This window comes from Shewanella sp. S1-58-MNA-CIBAN-0166 (genome assembly GCF_040310085.1).
Classification (GTDB): Bacteria; Pseudomonadota; Gammaproteobacteria; order Enterobacterales; family Shewanellaceae; genus Shewanella.
Genome location: NZ_JBEOPN010000001.1, coordinates 236,909 through 257,467 on the forward strand (window position 1 = coordinate 236,909; position 20,559 = coordinate 257,467).

21 protein-coding genes are annotated in these 20,559 nt (G+C 41.8%); 12 read left to right on the forward strand and 9 right to left on the reverse strand.

Annotated features, from left to right (window positions below; genetic code table 11):
* Positions 1 to 564, forward strand: a complete 564-nt coding sequence (locus AAEY99_RS01090; protein WP_182743371.1) for a cytochrome c oxidase assembly protein — start codon at positions 1 to 3, stop codon at positions 562 to 564.
* The gene (locus AAEY99_RS01095) at positions 561 to 1,436 is read left to right on the forward strand and encodes a cytochrome c oxidase subunit 3 (protein WP_162022070.1); all 876 of its coding nucleotides are present in this window, start codon (positions 561 to 563) and stop codon (positions 1,434 to 1,436) included. The genes AAEY99_RS01090 and AAEY99_RS01095 overlap by 4 nt, the downstream gene beginning before the upstream one ends.
* A gap of 16 nt (positions 1,437 to 1,452) precedes the next feature.
* Here AAEY99_RS01095 and AAEY99_RS01100 read toward each other — a convergent pair whose 3' ends face one another.
* Positions 1,453 to 1,671, reverse strand: coding sequence for a DUF2909 domain-containing protein (locus tag AAEY99_RS01100; protein ID WP_041412724.1), 219 nt, complete (start codon positions 1,669 to 1,671; stop codon positions 1,453 to 1,455).
* Between AAEY99_RS01100 and AAEY99_RS01105 the strand changes: the two genes are divergently transcribed.
* From AAEY99_RS01105 to AAEY99_RS01125, 5 genes are read left to right on the forward strand one after another with little or no spacing between them, the layout of a single operon-like run.
* Positions 1,619 to 2,446, forward strand: a complete 828-nt coding sequence (locus AAEY99_RS01105; protein WP_351008624.1) for an SURF1 family protein — start codon at positions 1,619 to 1,621, stop codon at positions 2,444 to 2,446. The genes AAEY99_RS01100 and AAEY99_RS01105 overlap by 53 nt on opposite strands.
* 56 nt (positions 2,447 to 2,502) lie before the next feature.
* A complete protein-coding gene (locus AAEY99_RS01110; RefSeq protein WP_101084881.1) occupies positions 2,503 to 3,054 on the forward strand; it encodes a redox-active disulfide-containing membrane protein in 552 nt (183 codons plus the stop codon).
* On the forward strand, positions 3,054 to 4,034 hold the full coding sequence (locus tag AAEY99_RS01115; protein ID WP_101084880.1) for a COX15/CtaA family protein: 981 nt from the start codon (positions 3,054 to 3,056) through the stop codon (positions 4,032 to 4,034). The genes AAEY99_RS01110 and AAEY99_RS01115 overlap by 1 nt, the downstream gene beginning before the upstream one ends.
* A gap of 13 nt (positions 4,035 to 4,047) precedes the next feature.
* Positions 4,048 to 4,959: a heme o synthase gene (cyoE, locus tag AAEY99_RS01120; RefSeq protein WP_101084879.1), complete on the forward strand. Its 912-nt coding sequence runs from the start codon at positions 4,048 to 4,050 to the stop codon at positions 4,957 to 4,959.
* A gap of 27 nt (positions 4,960 to 4,986) precedes the next feature.
* The gene (locus AAEY99_RS01125) at positions 4,987 to 5,601 is read left to right on the forward strand and encodes an SCO family protein (RefSeq protein WP_162024255.1); all 615 of its coding nucleotides are present in this window, start codon (positions 4,987 to 4,989) and stop codon (positions 5,599 to 5,601) included.
* A gap of 17 nt (positions 5,602 to 5,618) precedes the next feature.
* Here the strand turns inward: AAEY99_RS01125 and AAEY99_RS01130 are convergent, their stop codons facing one another.
* Positions 5,619 to 6,677, reverse strand: coding sequence for a polysaccharide deacetylase family protein (locus AAEY99_RS01130; RefSeq protein WP_101084877.1), 1,059 nt, complete (start codon positions 6,675 to 6,677; stop codon positions 5,619 to 5,621).
* Positions 6,678 to 6,691: 14 nt separating this feature from the next.
* Here AAEY99_RS01130 and dinF point away from each other — a divergent pair, with 14 nt between their 5' ends.
* The 3 genes from dinF to AAEY99_RS01145 all read left to right on the forward strand — a co-directional run bounded on the left by dinF (position 6,692) and on the right by AAEY99_RS01145 (position 10,407).
* Positions 6,692 to 8,035, forward strand: coding sequence for an MATE family efflux transporter DinF (gene dinF / locus AAEY99_RS01135; protein ID WP_101084876.1), 1,344 nt, complete (start codon positions 6,692 to 6,694; stop codon positions 8,033 to 8,035).
* Between the two features lie 71 nt (positions 8,036 to 8,106).
* On the forward strand, positions 8,107 to 10,041 hold the full coding sequence (locus AAEY99_RS01140; protein ID WP_101084875.1) for an alpha/beta hydrolase family protein: 1,935 nt from the start codon (positions 8,107 to 8,109) through the stop codon (positions 10,039 to 10,041).
* Between the two features lie 36 nt (positions 10,042 to 10,077).
* Complete coding sequence (locus tag AAEY99_RS01145) at positions 10,078 to 10,407, forward strand: FKBP-type peptidyl-prolyl cis-trans isomerase (protein WP_351008625.1); 330 nt, start codon at positions 10,078 to 10,080, stop codon at positions 10,405 to 10,407.
* Positions 10,408 to 10,515: 108 nt separating this feature from the next.
* On the opposite strand, the gene nfuA is transcribed toward AAEY99_RS01145, so the two are convergent.
* Both nfuA and AAEY99_RS01155 read right to left on the reverse strand, forming a co-directional pair.
* Entirely contained in the window at positions 10,516 to 11,094 is a 579-nt protein-coding gene (gene nfuA, locus AAEY99_RS01150; protein WP_101084874.1) for a Fe-S biogenesis protein NfuA, read from the reverse strand.
* A gap of 271 nt (positions 11,095 to 11,365) precedes the next feature.
* Positions 11,366 to 12,172 carry a ComF family protein gene (locus AAEY99_RS01155; protein WP_351008626.1) on the reverse strand — a complete coding sequence of 269 codons (807 nt, stop codon included), beginning with the start codon at positions 12,170 to 12,172 and terminating at the stop codon, positions 11,366 to 11,368.
* Positions 12,173 to 12,215: 43 nt separating this feature from the next.
* Here AAEY99_RS01155 and bioH point away from each other — a divergent pair, with 43 nt between their 5' ends.
* Positions 12,216 to 13,022, forward strand: a complete 807-nt coding sequence (gene bioH, locus AAEY99_RS01160) for a pimeloyl-ACP methyl ester esterase BioH (protein WP_101084872.1) — start codon at positions 12,216 to 12,218, stop codon at positions 13,020 to 13,022.
* Between the two features lie 77 nt (positions 13,023 to 13,099).
* Entirely contained in the window at positions 13,100 to 13,606 is a 507-nt protein-coding gene (locus tag AAEY99_RS01165; protein ID WP_101084871.1) for a hypothetical protein, read from the forward strand.
* Here AAEY99_RS01165 and AAEY99_RS01170 read toward each other — a convergent pair.
* The 5 genes from AAEY99_RS01170 to AAEY99_RS01190 all read right to left on the reverse strand — a co-directional run bounded on the left by AAEY99_RS01170 (position 13,598) and on the right by AAEY99_RS01190 (position 20,396).
* Positions 13,598 to 15,634, reverse strand: a complete 2,037-nt coding sequence (locus tag AAEY99_RS01170; RefSeq protein WP_351008628.1) for an LTA synthase family protein — start codon at positions 15,632 to 15,634, stop codon at positions 13,598 to 13,600. The two genes, AAEY99_RS01165 and AAEY99_RS01170, sit on opposite strands and share 9 nt — an antisense overlap.
* 353 nt (positions 15,635 to 15,987) lie before the next feature.
* Positions 15,988 to 17,424 carry a sensor histidine kinase gene (locus AAEY99_RS01175; protein WP_351008631.1) on the reverse strand — a complete coding sequence of 479 codons (1,437 nt, stop codon included), beginning with the start codon at positions 17,422 to 17,424 and terminating at the stop codon, positions 15,988 to 15,990.
* Positions 17,424 to 18,098: a response regulator transcription factor gene (locus tag AAEY99_RS01180; protein WP_101084868.1), complete on the reverse strand. Its 675-nt coding sequence runs from the start codon at positions 18,096 to 18,098 to the stop codon at positions 17,424 to 17,426. The genes AAEY99_RS01175 and AAEY99_RS01180 overlap by 1 nt, the downstream gene beginning before the upstream one ends.
* Positions 18,099 to 18,274: 176 nt before the next feature.
* Complete coding sequence (locus AAEY99_RS01185) at positions 18,275 to 18,718, reverse strand: diacylglycerol kinase (RefSeq protein ID WP_243756311.1); 444 nt, start codon at positions 18,716 to 18,718, stop codon at positions 18,275 to 18,277.
* A 10-nt stretch (positions 18,719 to 18,728) separates the two neighbouring features.
* Positions 18,729 to 20,396, reverse strand: coding sequence for a phosphoethanolamine transferase (locus tag AAEY99_RS01190; RefSeq protein ID WP_351008636.1), 1,668 nt, complete (start codon positions 20,394 to 20,396; stop codon positions 18,729 to 18,731).
* Positions 20,397 to 20,559: the final 163 nt, after the last annotated feature.

Sequence of the window (20,559 nt, forward strand, 5' to 3'; positions counted from 1 at the left end):
ATGACACAGCCAACAAAATCAAATCGTAAGCTATTAATCATCCTGATTGCCGGGTCAATTGGTATGTTTGGGTTTGGTTTTGCGCTGGTACCGCTTTATGACGTGCTCTGCGATACATTGGGGATTAATGGCAAACCCCAAAATAGCGCCAGTAGTTATGAAGCGGTGGTGGTTGATAAAAACCGGACCGTAACCATTGAATTTGTGACTCAAGTTCAATCAGGTATGCCATGGGAATTTAGCCCTAAAGTTAACCAAATAAGCGTACATCCTGGGGAGCTCACTCACGCACAATTTTTGGTTAAAAACCTATCGACACGTGACACGGTAGGCCAAGCAATACCTTCGGTATCGCCAGGGCAAGGGGCGGCATACTTCAATAAAACGGAATGTTTTTGCTTTAATCAACAACCTTTGGCTGCAGCAGCAACAGCAGAACTACCACTGATTTTTTACGTGGACCCTGATTTACCAGCGTCCATTAACACATTGACTCTCTCTTATACCCTTTATGACATCACCGATAGACAGGCGATCGTCATGGAGCAAGGAGCAGCAAAATGACAACAAAGTATCAAACTTATTATGTGCCAACCCAAAGTGCTTGGCCAATAATCGGTGCTATCGGTTTATTTTTAATTGCGTTTGGCGCAGGTAATTATGTACAACAATTAACCACTGAAAAAACCTCTGGCGGTTACATTTTAATAACCGGCTTGGCCGTGATTATCTTTATGATTTTTGGCTGGTTTAAGACCGTTATTGATGAATCCATGGCTGGACTGTATTCACCGCAAATGGATCGTTCATTTAGGCAGGGAATGAGTTGGTTTATTTTTTCAGAGATTATGTTTTTTGGGGCATTTTTCGGCGCGCTATTTTATGCCCGAATGATTTCAGTACCTTGGCTTGGTGGCGCATCTAACAATGCCATGACCCATGAAGTGTTGTGGCCTGCATTTGAAGCTATGTGGCCATTGGTTAAAACACCTGATGGCACCGCAACAGAAGCCATGCCATGGACGGGTTTGCCGTTAATTAACACTATTATACTGCTAACCTCGTCGGTTACCTTGCACTTTGCTCATACCAATCTCGAAAAAGCCAATCGTAAACCTTTGATAATCTGGTTAGCGTTGACGGTAATTCTGGGTATTGCGTTTCTCAGTTTACAGGTTGAAGAATATAGCCATGCATACCAAGAAATGGGGCTTACGCTCTCTTCTGGTGTCTACGGCAACACCTTCTTTTTGTTAACCGGTTTTCACGGCATGCACGTAACGATTGGCACCCTGTTCTTGATTATTTTATTACTCAGAATTGTAAAGGGCCACTTTAGCCCCGACAAGCATTTCGCTTTTCAAGCTGGGAGTTGGTATTGGCACTTCGTTGATGTGGTGTGGTTATGTTTATTCATTTTCGTATACGTACTATAAAACCACGTATTAACGACTAATAAGGTCTGGGGTTAGGTTGAATGTAACCAAGCCCCAAAGCCACCAGCAATACCATTATAACGACAACAGAAAACAATACGCGCCGGCCGAGAAAACGACTCATTGATTGTTGATGCTCGCCCTTAACCATAATAAATAAGGCCCTACCTAAGTTAAATAATATGAATACAAGCAACGAGACTAAAACTAACTTAACGATGAAAGGTGTTGTCACAGGCAATCCTTTTAAAAGTGTGGGGGTGTCTCGGGTATTATTCGTAATCATTACTTTGGTCGTGTTTAGCTTGTTGGTCAAGTTAGGATTATGGCAGTTATCACGAGCAACCTTTAAACAAGAGTGGCAAAGCACACTTATCCAGCGCCAACAGCAACAAGCACTCACTTATGAGGAAATGTTGACAATAGTTGAAACGTCAGAAGCCTCAACAAGCTCTCAACCGGAGACGAGATTACTCACGGGTTATCGTCTGAAGATCTCAGCTAAACCCGTCAATAACATGATGCTGTTATTAGACAATCAAGTGTTTCAGGGTCAAGTAGGATATTTAGCGTATCAAATTTTTGAAATAACCCCTGAACAACCTTGGATAATGGTCGAGCTAGGCTTTGTGCCTGCAAACAAAGACCGTCGAATTTTACCTGAACTAACCCCCTTAAAAACAAATTACTACACACTGTTTGGCCGAGTTTATCAAAAACAACCCAACCCATTAAGTGACCGACTAGATCCAGAGCAATTAGCCGATACTCATGCTCCAGTACGTTTTCAAAATATCAATATACCCGCACTCACTGACATGCTTGGCCATACACTGACGCCTGTGGTGCTGCAACCCGACAATGTTCCAAATTATCACCTGCCTCAACCTTGGATACCCATTCCATTGTCGGCACAAAAACATCAAGGGTATGCCTTGCAATGGTTCACCATGGCAGCAGTATTTTTAGGACTAATGAGTTGGATAGCATTTCGACAATTTCGACGCTAAGCACCGTCGTTCATAATTAACTTAACAATAATATCAAATGATAAAGAGGAGATGGAATGAACTCCCTACCGAAAAAAAGCAATAAAGCACTACTGGTCTTACTGCTGGTATTTATTTTACCGGTTGCCTTAGCCAAATTAGTGTTAAGCCTAGAGCTGTATAACGGAGCAGCAACCAACAAAGGGGCGCTGATCGCTCCCGACATAAACTACACCAACTTAGCCATGGAAAACCCTAAACCTCATGCATGGCAAGTACTGTTTTTTCTACCCGAAACCTGCAATGAGCAATGCCAAGAACGGCTGTACATTTTACACCAAAGCTATATTGCCCTGGGCAAAGATAGGGATCGTGTTACCCCAATCATTGTAGTAAACAGCCACAGTGACACCAAAATTCTCAAGCAATTAAATATCTCATTTGACCAAGCAAACGCCAATGACGCACTTGCTGCACTATTGATCAATCAACAGCTTATTATTGTCGACCCTCTCGGTAGCTTAGTCATGCAATATGACAACGTAATAGGTCACGACGCCAATATTGCTCAGGGCAAAGCCATGATTGCCGATTTACGCAAAATGCTTAAGTTGTCGAGGGTTGGCTAATGGCAATACAGCGATTAATCAAATTCACTTTAGTGTTTACCTTGGCCGTTATTTTAATGGGCGCCTATACACGTCTGTCTGATGCTGGATTAGGTTGTCCTGACTGGCCAGGCTGTTACGGCCATTTAGCGGTGCCGAGTGCAAGCCATGACTTAGCCAATATTGAAAGTCGATTTCCTGATGCTCAAATTGAGCCAGAAAAAGCTTGGCTTGAAATGATCCATCGCTATATTGCTGGTACTTTAGGGTTAATGGTTTTAGCCATTCTAATTATGTGTCTTAAACAGCCGCAAGCACCCAAAAAACTGCCCGTTTTTATTGCGGTACTCATTGTGTTTCAAGCCGCATTGGGAATGTGGACTGTCACCATGAAATTAATGCCTGTTGTAGTAATGGCGCACCTTATAGGCGGTTTTAGTTTATTCGCCTTGTTACTGCTGTTATATCTGCGGCTTAAACCATTAAGGATCCCCGGAGGTGATACCTATGCGCGTAAGCTCATTCCTTTAGCACTAGTCAGTTTTGGTGTATTAGTCATTCAAATTATACTCGGTGGCTGGACCTCATCAAATTACGCCGCGCTTGCCTGTACCACCCTGCCCATATGTGAAGGTAATTGGGTCGATAATTTACGTTTAGCCGATGCTTTTTCACCATTCCAAGGCGATCACCCCAGTTTTGAATTTGGCGTTTTAGACTATTCCACCCGCATGACCATTCATGTCAGCCATCGAATTTGGGCAGTGGTAACCGCCATAACGCTAATCGTACTTGCACTCAAATTACGCTATGCACAATCACATATAATGCGTAACAGTGGTTACTTATTAGTGTTACTGGTCATCGCTCAAGTCGGACTGGGTATTAGTAATGTGGTGATGAATTTACCTTTAGGCATCGCAGTATCACACAATGGAGGCGCAGCCTTATTGCTGCTTACCTTAGTCTTTATTAATTACGCCCTGTTGCGTAAAGCATAAGTGAGGATCAACCATGACAAAACCTCTTACTATTAGTCAGGTTCAACCTAAGATAACTCTACAATGGCGCGCCTATTTTGAAATGACCAAACCCAAAGTCGTAGCACTTATGCTGCTTACAGTGTTGGTCGGCATGTGTTTATCTGTGCCTGGCATTGTACCGTTACAACCTTTGGTTGCGGGAATGGCAGGCATTGCGATGATGGCAGGCTCTGCGGCGGCGTTTAATCACTTAATTGATCGTAAAATCGATGGTTTGATGGCTCGAACTTATAATCGTCCGCTGCCTAAAGGAAAAATCTCCAGCATTAAAGCGGCAACCTTTGCGGTGTCGCTCGGATCACTCGGCTTTGTGGTGTTATATACCTTAGTTAATCCCCTCACAGCTTGGTTAACCTTTGCCAGTTTAATTGGTTATGCCTTGGTGTATACCGCCTATCTTAAACGGGCGACCTCACAAAATATTGTCATTGGTGGATTAGCCGGCGCTATGCCGCCATTATTAGGCTGGACCGCAATAACCAATGAACTGCATGGCTACGCCTTGTTACTGGTTATTATTATCTTCACTTGGACTCCACCGCATTTTTGGGCATTAGCCATTCATCGCCGTAAAGAATATGCCAAGGTCGATATTCCAATGTTACCGGTGACACATGGGGTAGAATTTACCAAAACCTGTATTTTGCTTTACACCATTTTATTAGCCATTGCCTGCCTGCTACCCGTTTTAGTCGGCATGTGTGGTCCAATATATTTGGTGGGTTCAACGTTATTGAGTTGTGGTTTTATCTATAAAGCGTGGCAGTTAAAGTTTCATGACTATCCAGAGCTGTCTATGCAAGTCTTTAAATTCTCAATTTATCATTTAATGGTGTTGTTTATAGTATTATTAGTTGACCATTACTTTTGGGTAAACGCTTAAATTAGAAAGGAAAATATATTGAAAATAATGATAGCGGTAGGGCTAATGTTATTAGCCCTAGTGGGTGGTGTCGTTTATCAACAGACGCAAACAGAGCCTATGCCATTGGCGACCAGTTATGTATTTGAGCAGCAGCGCCCATTAGCACCATTTACATTAGCAGACCAATACGGCAATGCGTTTACTAACCAAACGTTACAAGGTAAATGGAGTTTGTTCTTTATTGGTTACACAGCTTGCCCGGATGTATGCCCTACCACTCTGAATAAACTCGCAGCGGCATATCCACAACTGCAAAAAATAGCCAGCAATGTACAAGTGGTGTTTGTGTCAGCAGACCCTAAACGTGACACTCAAGCTAAACGATTAGATTACATAAATTTTTTCAATAAAGACTTTAAAGCGGTCAGCGCAGAACACACCGACTTATTTCCGTTTAGTCGTGACTTAGGCTTTGTGTATGCCATGGTGGGAGAGGACAGTGATTACCAAGTAGACCATAGCGCATCGTATGTGTTGGTTTCGCCAAGAGGGGAAAAAATAGCAGTATTTAAACCCAAACCACAACCTGGGCAGCTCGCACAAATTCTTAATGCTGAGCTCATTGCTGACTTTAGCCAAATCGTTCAATCTTGGCACTAGCCATTTACGTAATATCGTTACTCTTCGAGCCATTGACCATTATCTTGCGGGCGGATCCACGCTTGTGAAAACCAATAATAGCCCGTTTTTGTTTTGCTGGGCGCTGTGCAGTTATAGCGTGAACGCCCGGGTGCCAAATCTGATGATGCTTGGATAGATAAGCGATTTTCACTTAACCAAATAGGTTTCTTCGGTCCTTGGCCTTGAATAAAACACATCACTTGATGTGGATAAATATCTTGCGTATCAATAGTTAACTCTAATTTAGGTCGCCACTTACCTGATACCAATAATGGATCGCTGATGTTCTGCTTAATCACCGGCATCGGTAAACTGGAAAACTTAACCGTTAAACTCGCTAAATCAGCATAAGCATTGGCAACCGGAAAGCGCGGTAATGCCGTTAGTGAAGCATATTCCCCTGCGGCACCAGATTGCTGACCAAAGCCAACAAAGCCCTGTTTCGTCAAAATTGCTTCTAATTTGTTAGTGTATTCACCATACGGGTAGGCAAACATTTTTACACTTTGGCCAGTACGTTTTAATATTTCAGCTTCTGTCGATAAGATATTATCTTCGACACGGGCTTGCCATTGGGCTTGGGTTTCTTTGCCTTGACGACGAATTAAATGTTCGTGTCCCCAGCTGTGGTTGGCAATCGTCACGCCTTGATCGGATAAGGCAGTAATGTCTTTCCAACTCATCATGCCCTTGAAACCGGCATCGATGGGGGCAACAGAAATAAACACAGTGTACGGAAATTGATGTGAGGCTAGAATGGGCGCAGCATTGTTGATAATGCTGTCATAACCGTCATCGAAAGTAATCACAATACGTCTATCGGCTATTGGCGTGTTATGCTTTATTGAATCAACAGCTTCAGCTAATGAAATCACGGTAAAATCATTATCAGCCAAGTACTGCATCTGTTCAGCAAACTGACTTGGCGTCACACTCGTGCTTTTGGGGGTATTTTCCGACACGTGGTGATATTGTAAAATGACCACCGCATTGGCATCAAAATGCAATACACTCAAGCTGAACAACACCAACAATAAAGCTATTTTTTTAACCATGATTATCCATACCTATGTCAGTTAGCGCATTACTATTAAACCGCCAAAAAAATCGTCAATTATTGGCTTTAGCGACACCAATGATACTGTCGAATATCACCATTCCGCTATTAGGATTAGTTGATACTGCGGTAATTGGTCATCTTGGACAAGCTTACTATCTTGGTGGCGTAGCACTAGGCAGTACCATTATCACCTTAATGATTTGGTTACTCGGCTTTTTACGCATGTCCACCACCGGGTTAGTCGCACAAGCCTACGGTGCTAATGATACCTCAACTCAACAACAATTACTGATACAAGGTTGCAGCCTAGCATTAACCTTGGGAGTAGCTTGTGTAATATTACACTCTCCCATACTTGATTTAGCATTAAGCCTCAGCGATGCCAGCGAACAAGTGATGTTCTACTGCCGCCAATACGTCGAAATTCGAATCTGGTCACTGCCTTTTGCTCTCGTCAACTTAGTGTTATTAGGCTGGTTACTCGGACGCCAAGCGCCGAAAGCAGCCATGTGGCAATTAATTATCGCTAACAGCGCTAATATTATTCTCGATATTGTATTTGTCATCATCTTTAAATGGAATGTCCAAGGCGCTGCATTGGCATCGGTTATTGCTGATATCAGTGCTTTTTCAGTGGCATTGATTATGGTCAAACGCCAGCTAGTACTTACTGGAGGGCTTAATTTAAGCCAAGTTATCGCCCATTTATCATGGCGCGGATATGCTCGTTTACTCACCTTAAACCGTGATATTTTTATCCGCAGTTTGTGCTTGCAAGCCGCCTTTAGTTTTATGACCTTTTATGGTGCCGGTTTGGGCGACAATACGATTGCCGCCAACGCAGTGCTGCTTAATTTACTCATGCTGATATCTTATGCGTTAGATGGTATAGCTTATTATGCTGAAGCCGAAGTGGGCCGCGCATTTGGTCAAAAAAATCCAACATTACTGCATGACAGTGTCGTATTGGCATTTTGCTGGTCGGCAATGGTTGCGGTATTATTTAGCCTGCTTTTTTGGTCGGCAGGACCATGGATAATTCAGCTATTAACCAATATTGAAGCGGTACAAAACGCTGCAAACAACTACTTAATCTGGCTCATTTTTATGCCTATCTTGGCATTTGGCTGTTACCTGTTTGATGGTGTGTATATTGGTGCAGCGCACGGGAATATTATGCGAAACAGCATGATAATTGCTACCTTTGGCGTTTACTTTCCGAGTTGGTACCTATTGCAAGATTGGGGCAACCACAGCCTTTGGGCTGCGATGTCAATATTCATGCTATGCCGAAGCTTGACTCTTGGTTGGCACTATTACTACAAACTCAGATATCAACTGGCGGCCGTATAATATATTGAAGACCTTGATATAAAAATGTAACATCCAAATAACATTTTTATATCGCATTACATGGACCTTTAATGAAACGGATTTTATGGCTTGTTGTTATTAGTTTATGTCTATTTTCGCTTAGCTCATTTGCCAAATCTCTGCCTATAGAAGCCTTTGCCAGCATCCCAGATGTCCGCTTTGTTAGCTTATCTCCAGACGGTAAAAAAATTGCGTCGCTCGTACGAGTCAGTACTAATGAGCTTGAAGGCCAAGTACTCACTATTCGCGATATTCAAACCAATAAAGATATTTATCCATTGCAAACTGACAATCATAAATTTGTCATTTTATCGTTAACGTGGGCAAATAATGATGTCATCTTAATCGAGTCTAAATATCCCGCCATCCGTCGAGGTGTTCCCACAACCGAAACACGGTTAATAAAATACTCACTGAGCGACAATAAAACCTCAAGTGTGTTTTCTAATCGTTCTCTATCGCGTTTTGTCGATTTACCGCAATTACAAGCATCGGTTATTGATTATCTTGACAACGATCCAGATCATATCCTCATGCAAATTCAAGGTTTAGGTTCTAAACCACAATATGAAAGCGTCGTTAAAGTCAGTTTAAAAACAGGCGGTATCAAGACTTTACAACCAGCACGTATGCACATTGGAAACTGGTTAACCGATAGGCAGCACAAAGTGCGTATTGGCATTTATCGCGATGACACTACCTACCGTATTTACGAGCAAAAAGGAGCGGGTGAAGATCTCCGTAAGTTATGGGAGTTCGAGGCTTTAGCAGAAGACGTAATTTGGCCTATCGGTTTTGACCATGATCCTAATATCTTATATATCAGCGCCTATCATCAAGGTTTTAAAGCCATCTTTAAAGTCAACTTAACTGACCCGACATTGACTAAAGAACTCGTTTCTCACAATGAAAATTACGATGTTGAAGGCTGGCTAGTGTATTCCGCGCTAAAACAAAAGGTCATTGGTTTAAGCACCGACATTGAAGGTGAATATCTGTTCTGGGACCAAGATTATATCAAGTTGAACAATGGTCTTACAACTGCATTACCAGAGTCACATAATGTGATCACTCAGTTCAGTGATGATGAACGTCGTTACATCGTTTATGCTACTGGCCCTATTGAATCTGGTGCGTATTACTTTGGAAATAGAGATCAAAAAGCACTTTACCCTATCGCTTACCGTTACAGCCAATTACCACCAGAAGTGTTATCTCAGCCACAAACAGTCCATTATAATGCTCGTGATGGTTTAGCCATTGAAGCCTTTCTCACTACTCCAAAAGACACTGACGCCAAAAACTTACCGACCATAATTTTCCCCCATGGTGGACCTATTAGCTACGACTCAACCACGTTTGATTATTGGGCGCAGTTTTTAGCTAATCGTGGCTATGCTGTGCTACAAATGAATTTTCGAGGATCGTCAGGCTATGGCTTCAATTTCATGAGTTCGGGTCTTAAAAACTGGGGCCTAGAAATGCAAACCGACATTGAGGATGGTACTCACTGGCTTATCGAACAAGGTATTAGCGATCCTAAACGCGTGTGTATTGTCGGTGCCAGTTACGGTGGTTATGCAGCATTAATGGGCGTAGCTATCACCCCCGATCTGTATCAATGTGCCATTAGTGTCGCGGGCGTAACTGACCTTGAATATTTAGTTAAATCATCGCGTCGGTACGACAATAGCAAAATTGTAAAAAAACAAATTGGTGATGATTACGACGATTTGTATCAGCGCTCACCTATTAGCAAAGTAGCCAATATTAACGTGCCGGTATTATTAATCCACGGCACTAAAGATCGCGTGGTGCGAGTGCAACACAGTGAAGAAATGTATGATGCGCTTAAGGATTTACATAAACCCGTAAAGTATATCGAACTGGAAAATGGCGATCATTACTTAAGTAATAATGAACATCGTCTTACAACATTCATTGCAATAGAACACTTCTTAGCGACCAATCTTGGGGTAAAATAACCTCAAATAGCCCAAGTCGTCACATACGAGAATACTATGACTCAAGAATTGATTATTACCGACATTGAAGTTGGCAACGGTAAAACCGCAGTTAAAGGCGCGCTAATTACCACTCGTTATAGCGGTCGATTAGCCGACGGAAGTCAGTTTGACGCTTCAGATGCGTTTCAGTGTGTCATTGGCACGGGCAGAGTCATTAAAGGCTGGGATCTGGGTATTATTGGTATGAATGTCGGCGGCAAGCGACAACTATCAGTTCCGGCTCATTTAGCTTATGGAGAACGCCAGATTGGTGAGCGAATTCCAGCACACTCAGATTTATTTTTTGATATTGAATTACTTGAAGTACTCACTCGAGACGACTAAAGCCACTAGATGGCGAAAACCTAATCGACACCAACAAAAAACGCGACCTCATAATGAGGTCGCGTTTTTGTTTATTAGCTTTGCTAGTAGCAGTAATTCGTCACGCGATTAAGCGTAAGAATGCTCGCCATGCTCATGCTCTGTCACGTCACGAACACCAGTCAATTCCGTTGGGAACATATCTAACAATTGCTTCTCAATACCATCTTTTAAGGTGATATCAACTTGCGAGCAACCGTTACACCCACCGCCAAACTGCAATACTGCAACACCAGCTTCGGTAATTTCTACCAGCATGATGTTACCGCCGTGGCTAGCAAGTTGTGGATTAATCTCTGACTGAATAATATATTCAATACGTTCAACTAATGGCGCATCTCCAGACACTTTGCGCATTTTTGCGTTAGGTGCTTTTAATGTTAGTTGCGAACCAAGCTGGTCGGTTACAAAGTCAATGCTGGCATCATCTAAAAATGGTGCGCTCTTTTCATCGACCATAGCACTAAAGCCATTAAATGGAAGTTCTACATCATCAGCTTCAGCGGCATCAGGTGGACAATAAGACACACCACACTCTGCTTGTGCAGTACCTGGGCTGATAACAAACACACGAATGTGCGTACCTTCCGGCTGGTCGGCCAATAGTTTGACGAAATGGGCCTGAGCTGTATCGGTAATGGTGATCATAAAAACCTGCTCCGTCAGGGAATACCTGAGTAAATTAGTAAGAATTAGACCTATGATACTCTGTGTTGCATTGGCTTTGTAGTGTCAGTGGGATTTGATCTCGAAAAAATGATCCAGTTCAACTTTTTTTTACCCTAAAAAAACTGCAATGCCCCATATACCAAGCGTTACAAGACATATTAATTAATTGTTTTTATTTACAAAAAATCTTGTTATTACTCAAATCGAATTAATCTAACCTCAACCTAGATTAATCTACCCTTAAAAAGATTTAATCTAACAATCCCGGCGCTTCAGCACGCGCAAGGCACCAAGTTTGCACATGGACAAACTGCAGGCTAAATAAACCTGCAATTTCATCTACGGTTGTTCCAGTAGTAACAACATCATCAATCAACGCAACACGCTGATACGTAATGCTTGGTTGTAGTGCAAATGCACCATGGCAGTTTTTACGCCTCTGCTTACCCGCAAGTCCCGTTTGTGGCAACGTATCAACAATCCGAATTAAACAACGGTCATCTAGAGGAATATTCGTTAATAGGCTTAACTCTTTAGCAATGAGCCAAGCTTGATTAAAACCTCGCTGACGTAAACGATTGGGATGTAACGGAACGGGGATTAACACTTGTGGTCGCCTAATAATGCCATGCTTAATTAACAATGCGATTCGACAGGCTAGTTGCTGAGTTATCGCGTTAAGCGGTGCACATTGCTGTTGATATTTAATGGCGGCAATAACAGGTCCCAGCCCTTGATGATAACTACAAGGGGCTACCACCCAATTAGGAGTGTGTTTATTGCATTTACCACAATAAGCCTGCAGCAACGCTATTTCGCGCCCACAACCTAAGCACACTTCGTGCTGATACAAACTTGCCGCTAAACACACTTGGCAAACACCTGTGAGCACTTGATTAGGGAACAATTGCTGATAACCCGTTTGATCTATCCTTTGCTGGCACAGCAAGCAACGGTTGGGTAAACTGCCTAGTAAAATGACCCTGGCACGCTGAAGGCGCTTGACGCATAAACGTAAGATATGGGTGATATCGATTGAATTATTGATTGGCGGCATTGGCTATTCATTCCATTAAATAGACTCAAAAGAGGTGTTAACCGTGAGTTTTCCTGCATTGCATATTGATACCGTAGGCTCACAAGGCCAAGACATCGTGCTATTACACGGTTGGGGTGTGAATAACCAAGTCTTTAGTCCATTAAAAAACGCATTGCACCAGTATAGAGTGCATTATGTTGATTTGCCGGGTTTTGGGTTAAGTCCCAATATCGACGGAGACATAACGCAATGGTCACAAGCACTTGCAGAGCAACTTCCACAACAGGCAATTTGGATTGGTTGGTCGTTGGGAGGGTTAATCGCTAGCCAAATTGCCATCGATTACCCAGAGTCAGTGGCTGCATTAGTCACTATTGCCTCATCACCATGCTTTATGGCCCGCGAAAGTGTTATGGCTCACGAAAAAGACGACTCAACCCTATCTTGGGCAGGTATTCAACCTGATGTATTGGCACAATTTTCAAGTCAATTAAGTCGCGATTTGTCTCGCACTGTTGAACGGTTCCTGGCAATTCAAGCCATGGGAAGTGATAATCCAAAATCTGATATCCAACAAATAAAAAGCTTAGTGTTAAGCAAACCATTGCCGACACAACAAGGCTTATCACAAGGATTGGATATGTTAGCGCAAGTAGATTTACGCGCCACGATCACTCAAATACAGCAGCCATGGTTACGAATTTGGGGAAAGTTAGATAGTTTGGTGCCGAGAAAGATTATCTCGTCATTACCAAGCAGTGACAACATTGAAGATGTGCTGGTCCACAAAGCATCCCATGCACCGTTTATTTCGCATCCCGATGCATTTTTAAACCATTTATTACCGTGGATCACAAAATACCGCTAAAAATATCTTAATAGCACTTTGGCCTTAGCCAAATGTTGTCTATAATTTAGTCAAGGCGTCGTATTGACAAGGTCAACATGATAATTACCACTCATTATCCACAAGTACCGTTAGCAACTTCGAATGTTGCGACGGATCTTGCACGAGTGGACAATCAACAAAAACCGCCGATTATCCCGCCACAAGAACCGACAAAAGAACATGCTGAACGGTCATTAAACCAACAAAATGAACGCGCTACGCCTTACATTGTCGCGGAGAAAAAACAGCAGCAAGAGCAAGCTAAACGACAACAGCAAAGTGTCACACAACAAGCGGTAGAGTCTAAAGCAATTGCCTCGCCAGTCATTCGGCCTCAAGTCATTAGAATCATGGCTAGCCAAACCCCAGCGCTGCAACGTAAAGATATTCAACTAAAAACACAATCGACAAATGCTAAAACAACACCAGAACCCCGTCAACGCCAAGCGCTAGACACTGGCATATCCAAAGCGACCTACCAACAATTCGGTCAACGGATTGGTCAATTTTATCAACAGCAATCCGCCCCAAATAATGAGTCTCAACTACAAATATTAGCGTGATACTTCTTTGGTAGCCATATCAGACAGTGTCGGTTTTACCTCTGAATTAGCCGAACGATACAACATTTTGTTGTACGCTAAACTCCCCCACAATGCCCAACCTAACGCGGCTTCTGCTTGCGGTTCATTCAATGTGGTCGGAGTCAATTTTTCAGTAACAAAATTATAGGTAACACTTTCCGGTGGTAATTCAGGTTGTAAAATAGTCATTTTATTCCCCTCCAATAAACCAAAGTTTTTATCATATTGCATCATTGCTCGACCCGGCCAAGAGTCTGGCATTGTGGTTAAATCACGGCCTAGCATTGGATAGCTATCCGAAATACCCAGCAACGAAATTAACGTCGGCGACATATCAATTTGGCTAACAACACGTGGATCGCGCTTCGCATCAACCCCATCACCTAATATAAGCCCAGGAATACGAAAACGTGACACAGGTATTAGTGCTGCGCCACCCACTCGACTGTCATGATCGGCCACAACGAGGAATAAGGTATCTTTCCAGTAATCTGATTTTTTAGCTTTTTTGAAAAACTCACCCACGGCATAATCGGCATATTTCACCGCGTTATGCATGGTATATTGCGGCTGTTCGTACAACTCAATACGGTCATCTGGGAACTCATACGGATCATGATTGCTTGAGCTAAACACTAGACTAAAGAACGGCTTACCCTCTTTGTGCATCCGCGAAAACTCTTCATCCGCTCTAAACAATAAATCCTCATCAGACACCCCCCAAGACGCTACAAACGCGGGGTCTTTATAGTCACCTTGATCAACTATATCGGTAAAACCATTGCCTAAAAAGAAGCTGCGCATATTATCAAAATGGCTTTCACCACCATAAATAAACTGCGTGGTATAGCCATGTTGCTTCAATAAATCAGCAATGGTAAAAAAGCCTGTTTGACTCTTCCCTAGTTTCACCACGGCGCGTGCTGGCGTTGGCGTAAAACCGGTTGTTACCGCTTCAATACCTCTTACCGAACGCGTACCAGTTGCGTATAAATTTTCAAAAAACCACCCTTGTTTAGAGAGTTCGTCAATATTAGGCGTTAACGGTAAACCACCTAAACTCCCCACAAAGCGCGCACCTAAGCTTTCTTGTAAAATGATCACAAGGTTCTTTGGTTTACCGGTATAGCTGGCTTGATTAAATGACAACGTCGGTATGGTTGATGAGGTAAATGCACTCAGTGGCCGACCGCTTTCACGACGCACAATATCGATCACTTTTGCGTCCGCTAACTTGCCATACACTTTCGATGCATCTTCTTCATTACTCATTTGCTTAATCGCAAAGATTAATGAGAAAGAGGAATTCAACACCAAAGAATTAACTAAAGGATCGTCAGAAAATGCCACTAATGAAGGATTAAGTGGTCGATGCCCCAACGATGAACGCGCACCTAGCACCGTAATAGCAATGACGATAACGGCAAGCACTGGACGCCAATACCATTTAGGAAAACGAACATATTGCGTTAATTTGCCACTTAACCACCAGCCACCCCATAAGGTACCCACGGTGATTAGCGCCGATAAAATAAGCTCGCCTTTACGCCCAGCCCATAACATCGATAACACTTCTTTTGGATAAACAAGATATTCAACATATAAACGGTTAGGTCTAAAACCATATTCAGCAATAAATGACGGCGATGACGCCTCAAGAAAAACCACCACCCATAAACCTAGTGTGAGCCATACGCGTAATATCGTCAGCCAAACACGGCCAACTAAATGCTCACCGGCAAACACTACGGTTCCGAGCGCTGCAATACCCCACAACCAACATAAAGAGGCAAAATCTACCCGTAAACCTTGCAATAAAATGTAGCCCCAACCTTGGGCATCGGATACTCGCTCAGCTTGCCATAAAGACATGCCAATACGGCTCAAACTCATAATAAGCAGAGAGATAACACTAAATATAACAATTGCTTGAAATAAATTATGCGAGGTCTTTTGTGTACCGAGTTCACTTGAACTACTACCAAGACCAAAGAAATTGACAGCCATTTATTGCTCCAAAATTATTATTATTTTTAGGCTTCATATGCAATTAAGTCCGCAACAAGCTACCCCAAATGTAATAACATAATTACTGGGTAATAGACTAGTATGTGTATCTTAAGGGCAACTTAAGCTTATCGTGTTACTGAAAACCTTGTTTACTCAACGATTTTAAACAAGATTTTTTGTTATATTTTCAATATCATCATTGTAAACGAGCTACGAGAAGACACAGTAACAAAAACCATCTGAGCCTAAGACCTTAGCGAAGATATTAAGTTCAGGGCGTAATAACATATATTAACATCTTATTTACAGTCGGTTAAATTCTGTTTTTTAAAAAGGTTTTTTGCATCGACTTACACCATCGCCGCATGGTCATTTGGAATGAACACAGTAAACATAATTTTGTCTTCCGAAACCAATTCAAAACTAAACTTAAATCCATTCACTTTGGCAATATTTTCAACGATGGCCAATCCTAATCCATGCCTTTCGCTATTTGATCGCGATTGTTCAGCCTGGAATAACGGTAGCGTAAGTCGCTCTAAATCATTCGCATTAATACTGGTCACTAATTGATTTTCAACACTAAAACTTAATCCTTTATTATCAGAGACTAACCTTATTTTAATCGATGACTTTGGCGGACTGTAGTACAGTGCATTATCAAATAAATTGGTCAAGATAAGGTGCAAAGAAAACTCATCGACAAGGCAGCTTTGATCCAAAACACTATTTTCAATATTCAAACGAGCATGAATAGTCGAGTACTTAAATGCCAACTCATCAATAACCTGGCCCATCAAGGTTTTGATATTGATATGCTGGCGATGTAGATTAATATTTTCAGATGTGGCTTGTTGCAATAGTAGTAAATTATTGACTATGGTTTTCATCCGTAAACTAATGCTGAGTACATCTTGTTTATAGCTCACGCCAATACGCTGATCATCCGGATAACGAATATAAATTTCACTTAAACTAATCAACTCACTGATTGGCGTTTTCAGTTCATGAGCGATATCGGCAGTAATGCGCTTTTCTGTTTGTAAGTATTGTTGGCTAATTTTGACAAATTTATTCAGTTCATTACGAATTGGTTCAATTTCGAGATAACGTTCAGACTCATTAGACAGTGGGATGTATTTTTTAGTGACATCGACGCTTTTTAGCGACATGTTTAATTCGTTCAACGGGGTCAAACCACGATGAATAACCTTCACTACGGCCCAACGGATCAACACAATCACCAGTAGTAAGCCAATGGCTAAACTAGAGTCGATGATCACCAAAATTTGCGACAAATCTTCAGTGGTAATGGCTATGGTTAACCACATGGGTTCGACTGTATCCATCATTGACCGATTAGTTTTAGGCACTTGCGGCTCAAAATACGACACCATCGCCCTGCCGTCTCGACCATCTGGTAACACCACATCGGCAAAAAAAGCACTGTTGAGTGGAATGTCTTTTTTAAGTAAATCTACCCCCTCGAAATTACGCAACGACTCAGAACGTTCAAACACGCTTGAGCCTTGCCACAATTGAAAAAAGCTTGCTTTAGTCGAGATGCCAAATTCAGGCATAAACTCGCCAGCAAAATCAAACTCGGTGCCTTCTGGAGTCACTTTAACTAAGGTCTTTAGGTAGTTAGACTTGTCTGTTAACGCGCTATCAAACTCAACATCGACCCAATTATCGATACTGATATCAATCGCCAAAAACACCAAAATCAACATGGCTGATACCACATAGGTCATGGTATTGACTAAATTGGTGGTTAACGATCTCATTAATGTTCACCCACAAAATAGCCAAAACCACGTTTGTTTTTTATCGGTAGCGTCACCCCTACGGCTTTAGCTTTTTTACGCACGGACGATAAATGAGCCTCGATGGTGTTTTTTGATAAATGATTAAATGAACCCACGACTGCTTCACTGATTTGTTCAGGATTAAGTACTTGCTTAGGGTTACTAAATAAATATTCAACAATTTTGAATTCGTTTTTAGTCAGATCGATATAATGGCCATCTGCATGAAGTGATTTATTACTTGTGTCTAAAACAAAATTAGCAATACAAATAGTTTTAACTTGTTGATTGAGTTCACCACGGCGACCAAGAGTCACGAGTCGGGCTTGTAATTCGTCAAACGAAAATGGTTTACACAGATAATCATCGGCACCCGCCAATAAGCCAGTAACACGATCTTCAGCTTGTGATTTAGCCGATAAAATAATGACCTTAGATTGATTACCTAATTTACGAATACTCTTAAGTAAACTCAGACCATCTACATTAGGCAGCATGAGATCCAAAATAATGAAATCATAAGAATTAGTGAGCGCCATACTTAAGCCCTCAGAACCATCACCGGTTTCATCAACGGTATAACCTAAATGATCTAACCCAACTCTAATGCCGCGACGCAGCGCTTCAGAGTCTTCAATTAACAACACTTTCATTGAGTGTCCTTTATCATAATTGCGCCTATATCCATATTACGAGTGATGCAGTCCAAACGGAAAAATAATCTAAACTCGGGATAACAAACTACCATTAGCAAACTTATCTCTATGCTATCCATAGCGATAAGTTAACAGCCGACACGTTGCGGGCAGATTAACCGTTTACGAGTCAATTATGCCCATAAAACAACCCACCAAACAATCGCTGCCATCAGCATGCTGAGAAACACAAATGCAGAAGCAATATCTTTGGCGAGCCCAGATAACTCATTAAACTCCAGGCCAATACGGTCAACCACCACTTCTACAGCAGTGTTAACCAGTTCAGCAAACAATACAAATAGTAACGCCAGCACTAACATGGCAGATTGCGGCGCACTAATATTTGCCATACAAGCAAATACAGTTAATGGAATAAACAGCATTAACTCTTGCTGAAATGCCGCTTCATTACGGCACATCCACTTTAAACCATTAAAGGTATGTTTACAGGTATACAGCAAGCGCATAATGCCATGGCGTTTCACCACAATTTTTGGCTGTTTAGTTGCTGCACTCTTTGCCGTATTCTTTGTTACATTATCATCAGACGTAGATGATGAAGCTGAAATTGTCATGAGTATATCCCTAGTTCATTTTACAATCGGTGGTGATATCTAGCTTAGGATCACGTACCGAACTGCTAACACCGTAAAGCCCTAACAATGTATGGAACAAGTTGTCATGTGAGTACGAGCCACTTAATGCATGCTCGGCAACACATTCACGGTCAATTTCTTTAGCTTGTGTGTAGTCTTGTGGTAACCACATAAACCAAGGCACATGAGTTTGTTGGCTCGGCGCAATGCTGTAAGGCGTACCGTGTAAATACATACCACTTTCACCCAACGACTCACCATGGTCAGATAAATACACCAGCGCGACGTTATATTTGTCTTGATACTGCTTAAGTACATTAATCGTTTCTGCCAACACAAAATCGGTATAGGCAATAGTATTGTCGTAAACATTAACAATCTCTTGGTCGCTACAGTTTTCAATATCGCTGCGGCTACAAGCTGGCGTAAATAACGCTTTATCGGCTGGGTAACGCTGCCAATATGTTGGTCCGTGACTGCCAATAGTATGCAAAGCGATAAATTGATTATCTAAGCCTTTACCCGACAGTGCACTGGCTTGGCTGTCTTGTTGTAATTTTTGGCTGAGTTTTTCAACTAAAATCTCGTCATAACAACTTAAGCCATCACATAATGGATTTGGCTCGCTCGGCGAAATATCAATCTTATTAACGCGGGCCCCAACGTCTTTATCACCGCCATCGTTTTCAAACCATGTCACGTTAACACCAGCGGCGTTAATCACATCAAGTACGTCATTTCGAGCATCGGCAACTTCACGATTGTAATTATCATGAGTGAGGTTTGAGAACATACACGGTAATGAATGCGCGGTAGCCGTGCCACACGATGACACATTTTGTAAGGCAATCATGTCAAGGTTTTCTGTGTACGGGTTGGTATTACGTTGATAACCGTTATACGCCATATTTTCTGCACGGGCAGTTTCACCGACAACAAGCACCATAAGAGTCGGTTTGCCATTCGTGCTAGGGATTAACTGTGCATCTTGACCAATAGGGTCAAAGGTTAATTTTTCGGTAAAGTAACGGTTGTTTAGGTATTTAACCGTATTATAAATATGTGCGGGGATAATCATCTTATTCAGATAATTATTATTGCGCCCCACTGACGCATAGTCTTTGTAAAAAAACAGCACCATCAACCCGACTAACACCACGCTGAATATTGTAAAGCCAGCGCGACGAAGCACTATTTTGGCCAGTGACGGACCACTCGATAATTTAGTGCGGTATAACAAAACAGAAGGTATTACCCCTAACACCATCACATAGCTAACTGAGGGTATACTTATATAGGAAAAAGCTTCACCAGAATTGGTTTCAAAAATATTTTCAATCATGCCGTAATCAAACATCACGTTGTACTGCAACATCGCATACATGGCCGCTGACGATGTCAGTAACAACACAATCATCACGGGTTTAAAAACAAATTTAAAAGCAAATAAGCTAAAAATAAGCATAAAACAACTGCTTAATAACAATGCAGGTGACAAAGAAAACAGCACATGACCATCTGCTGATAATTGATAGATTTTACGGATTATCGGAAAATTTAATACCAAGCCAAAATAGACAGCGATAATGCAGGTCATCGCCTCGTAACTGATGCTCTTTGGGGTGATACTGGATAATGTTTTCGTTAGTAATTTCAATTTTGCCACTCGCAATAAACTCGACTGGCGCTGATATTCAACTAAAACACTTAAGATCCACTGAATAAAAACTGAATTATTGCTGTGTGGTTATATTCAGTTTCAAAATATAAAAATGAGCTAAAAAAAAGCCCTTACACATCAGTGCAAAGGCTTTATAATC

What these genes read in the sequence shown, in the direction of transcription:
- AAEY99_RS01090 (WP_182743371.1), top strand. Translation starts at nt 1, where the DNA reads ATGACACAGCCAACAAAATCAAATCGTAAGCTATTAATCATCCTGATT.
- AAEY99_RS01095 (WP_162022070.1), top strand. Translation starts at nt 561, where the DNA reads ATGACAACAAAGTATCAAACTTATTATGTGCCAACCCAAAGTGCTTGG.
- AAEY99_RS01105 (WP_351008624.1), top strand. Translation starts at nt 1,619, where the DNA reads ATGAATACAAGCAACGAGACTAAAACTAACTTAACGATGAAAGGTGTT.
- AAEY99_RS01110 (WP_101084881.1), top strand. Translation starts at nt 2,503, where the DNA reads ATGAACTCCCTACCGAAAAAAAGCAATAAAGCACTACTGGTCTTACTG.
- AAEY99_RS01115 (WP_101084880.1), top strand. Translation starts at nt 3,054, where the DNA reads ATGGCAATACAGCGATTAATCAAATTCACTTTAGTGTTTACCTTGGCC.
- cyoE (WP_101084879.1), top strand. Translation starts at nt 4,048, where the DNA reads ATGACAAAACCTCTTACTATTAGTCAGGTTCAACCTAAGATAACTCTA.
- AAEY99_RS01125 (WP_162024255.1), top strand. Translation starts at nt 4,987, where the DNA reads ATGATAGCGGTAGGGCTAATGTTATTAGCCCTAGTGGGTGGTGTCGTT.
- AAEY99_RS01130 (WP_101084877.1), bottom strand. Translation starts at nt 6,677, where the DNA reads ATGGTTAAAAAAATAGCTTTATTGTTGGTGTTGTTCAGCTTGAGTGTA.
- dinF (WP_101084876.1), top strand. Translation starts at nt 6,692, where the DNA reads ATGTCAGTTAGCGCATTACTATTAAACCGCCAAAAAAATCGTCAATTA.
- AAEY99_RS01140 (WP_101084875.1), top strand. Translation starts at nt 8,107, where the DNA reads ATGAAACGGATTTTATGGCTTGTTGTTATTAGTTTATGTCTATTTTCG.
- AAEY99_RS01145 (WP_351008625.1), top strand. Translation starts at nt 10,078, where the DNA reads ATGACTCAAGAATTGATTATTACCGACATTGAAGTTGGCAACGGTAAA.
- nfuA (WP_101084874.1), bottom strand. Translation starts at nt 11,094, where the DNA reads ATGATCACCATTACCGATACAGCTCAGGCCCATTTCGTCAAACTATTG.
- AAEY99_RS01155 (WP_351008626.1), bottom strand. Translation starts at nt 12,172, where the DNA reads ATGCCGCCAATCAATAATTCAATCGATATCACCCATATCTTACGTTTA.
- AAEY99_RS01165 (WP_101084871.1), top strand. Translation starts at nt 13,100, where the DNA reads ATGATAATTACCACTCATTATCCACAAGTACCGTTAGCAACTTCGAAT.
- AAEY99_RS01170 (WP_351008628.1), bottom strand. Translation starts at nt 15,634, where the DNA reads ATGGCTGTCAATTTCTTTGGTCTTGGTAGTAGTTCAAGTGAACTCGGT.
- AAEY99_RS01175 (WP_351008631.1), bottom strand. Translation starts at nt 17,424, where the DNA reads ATGAGATCGTTAACCACCAATTTAGTCAATACCATGACCTATGTGGTA.
- AAEY99_RS01180 (WP_101084868.1), bottom strand. Translation starts at nt 18,098, where the DNA reads ATGAAAGTGTTGTTAATTGAAGACTCTGAAGCGCTGCGTCGCGGCATT.
- AAEY99_RS01185 (WP_243756311.1), bottom strand. Translation starts at nt 18,718, where the DNA reads ATGACAATTTCAGCTTCATCATCTACGTCTGATGATAATGTAACAAAG.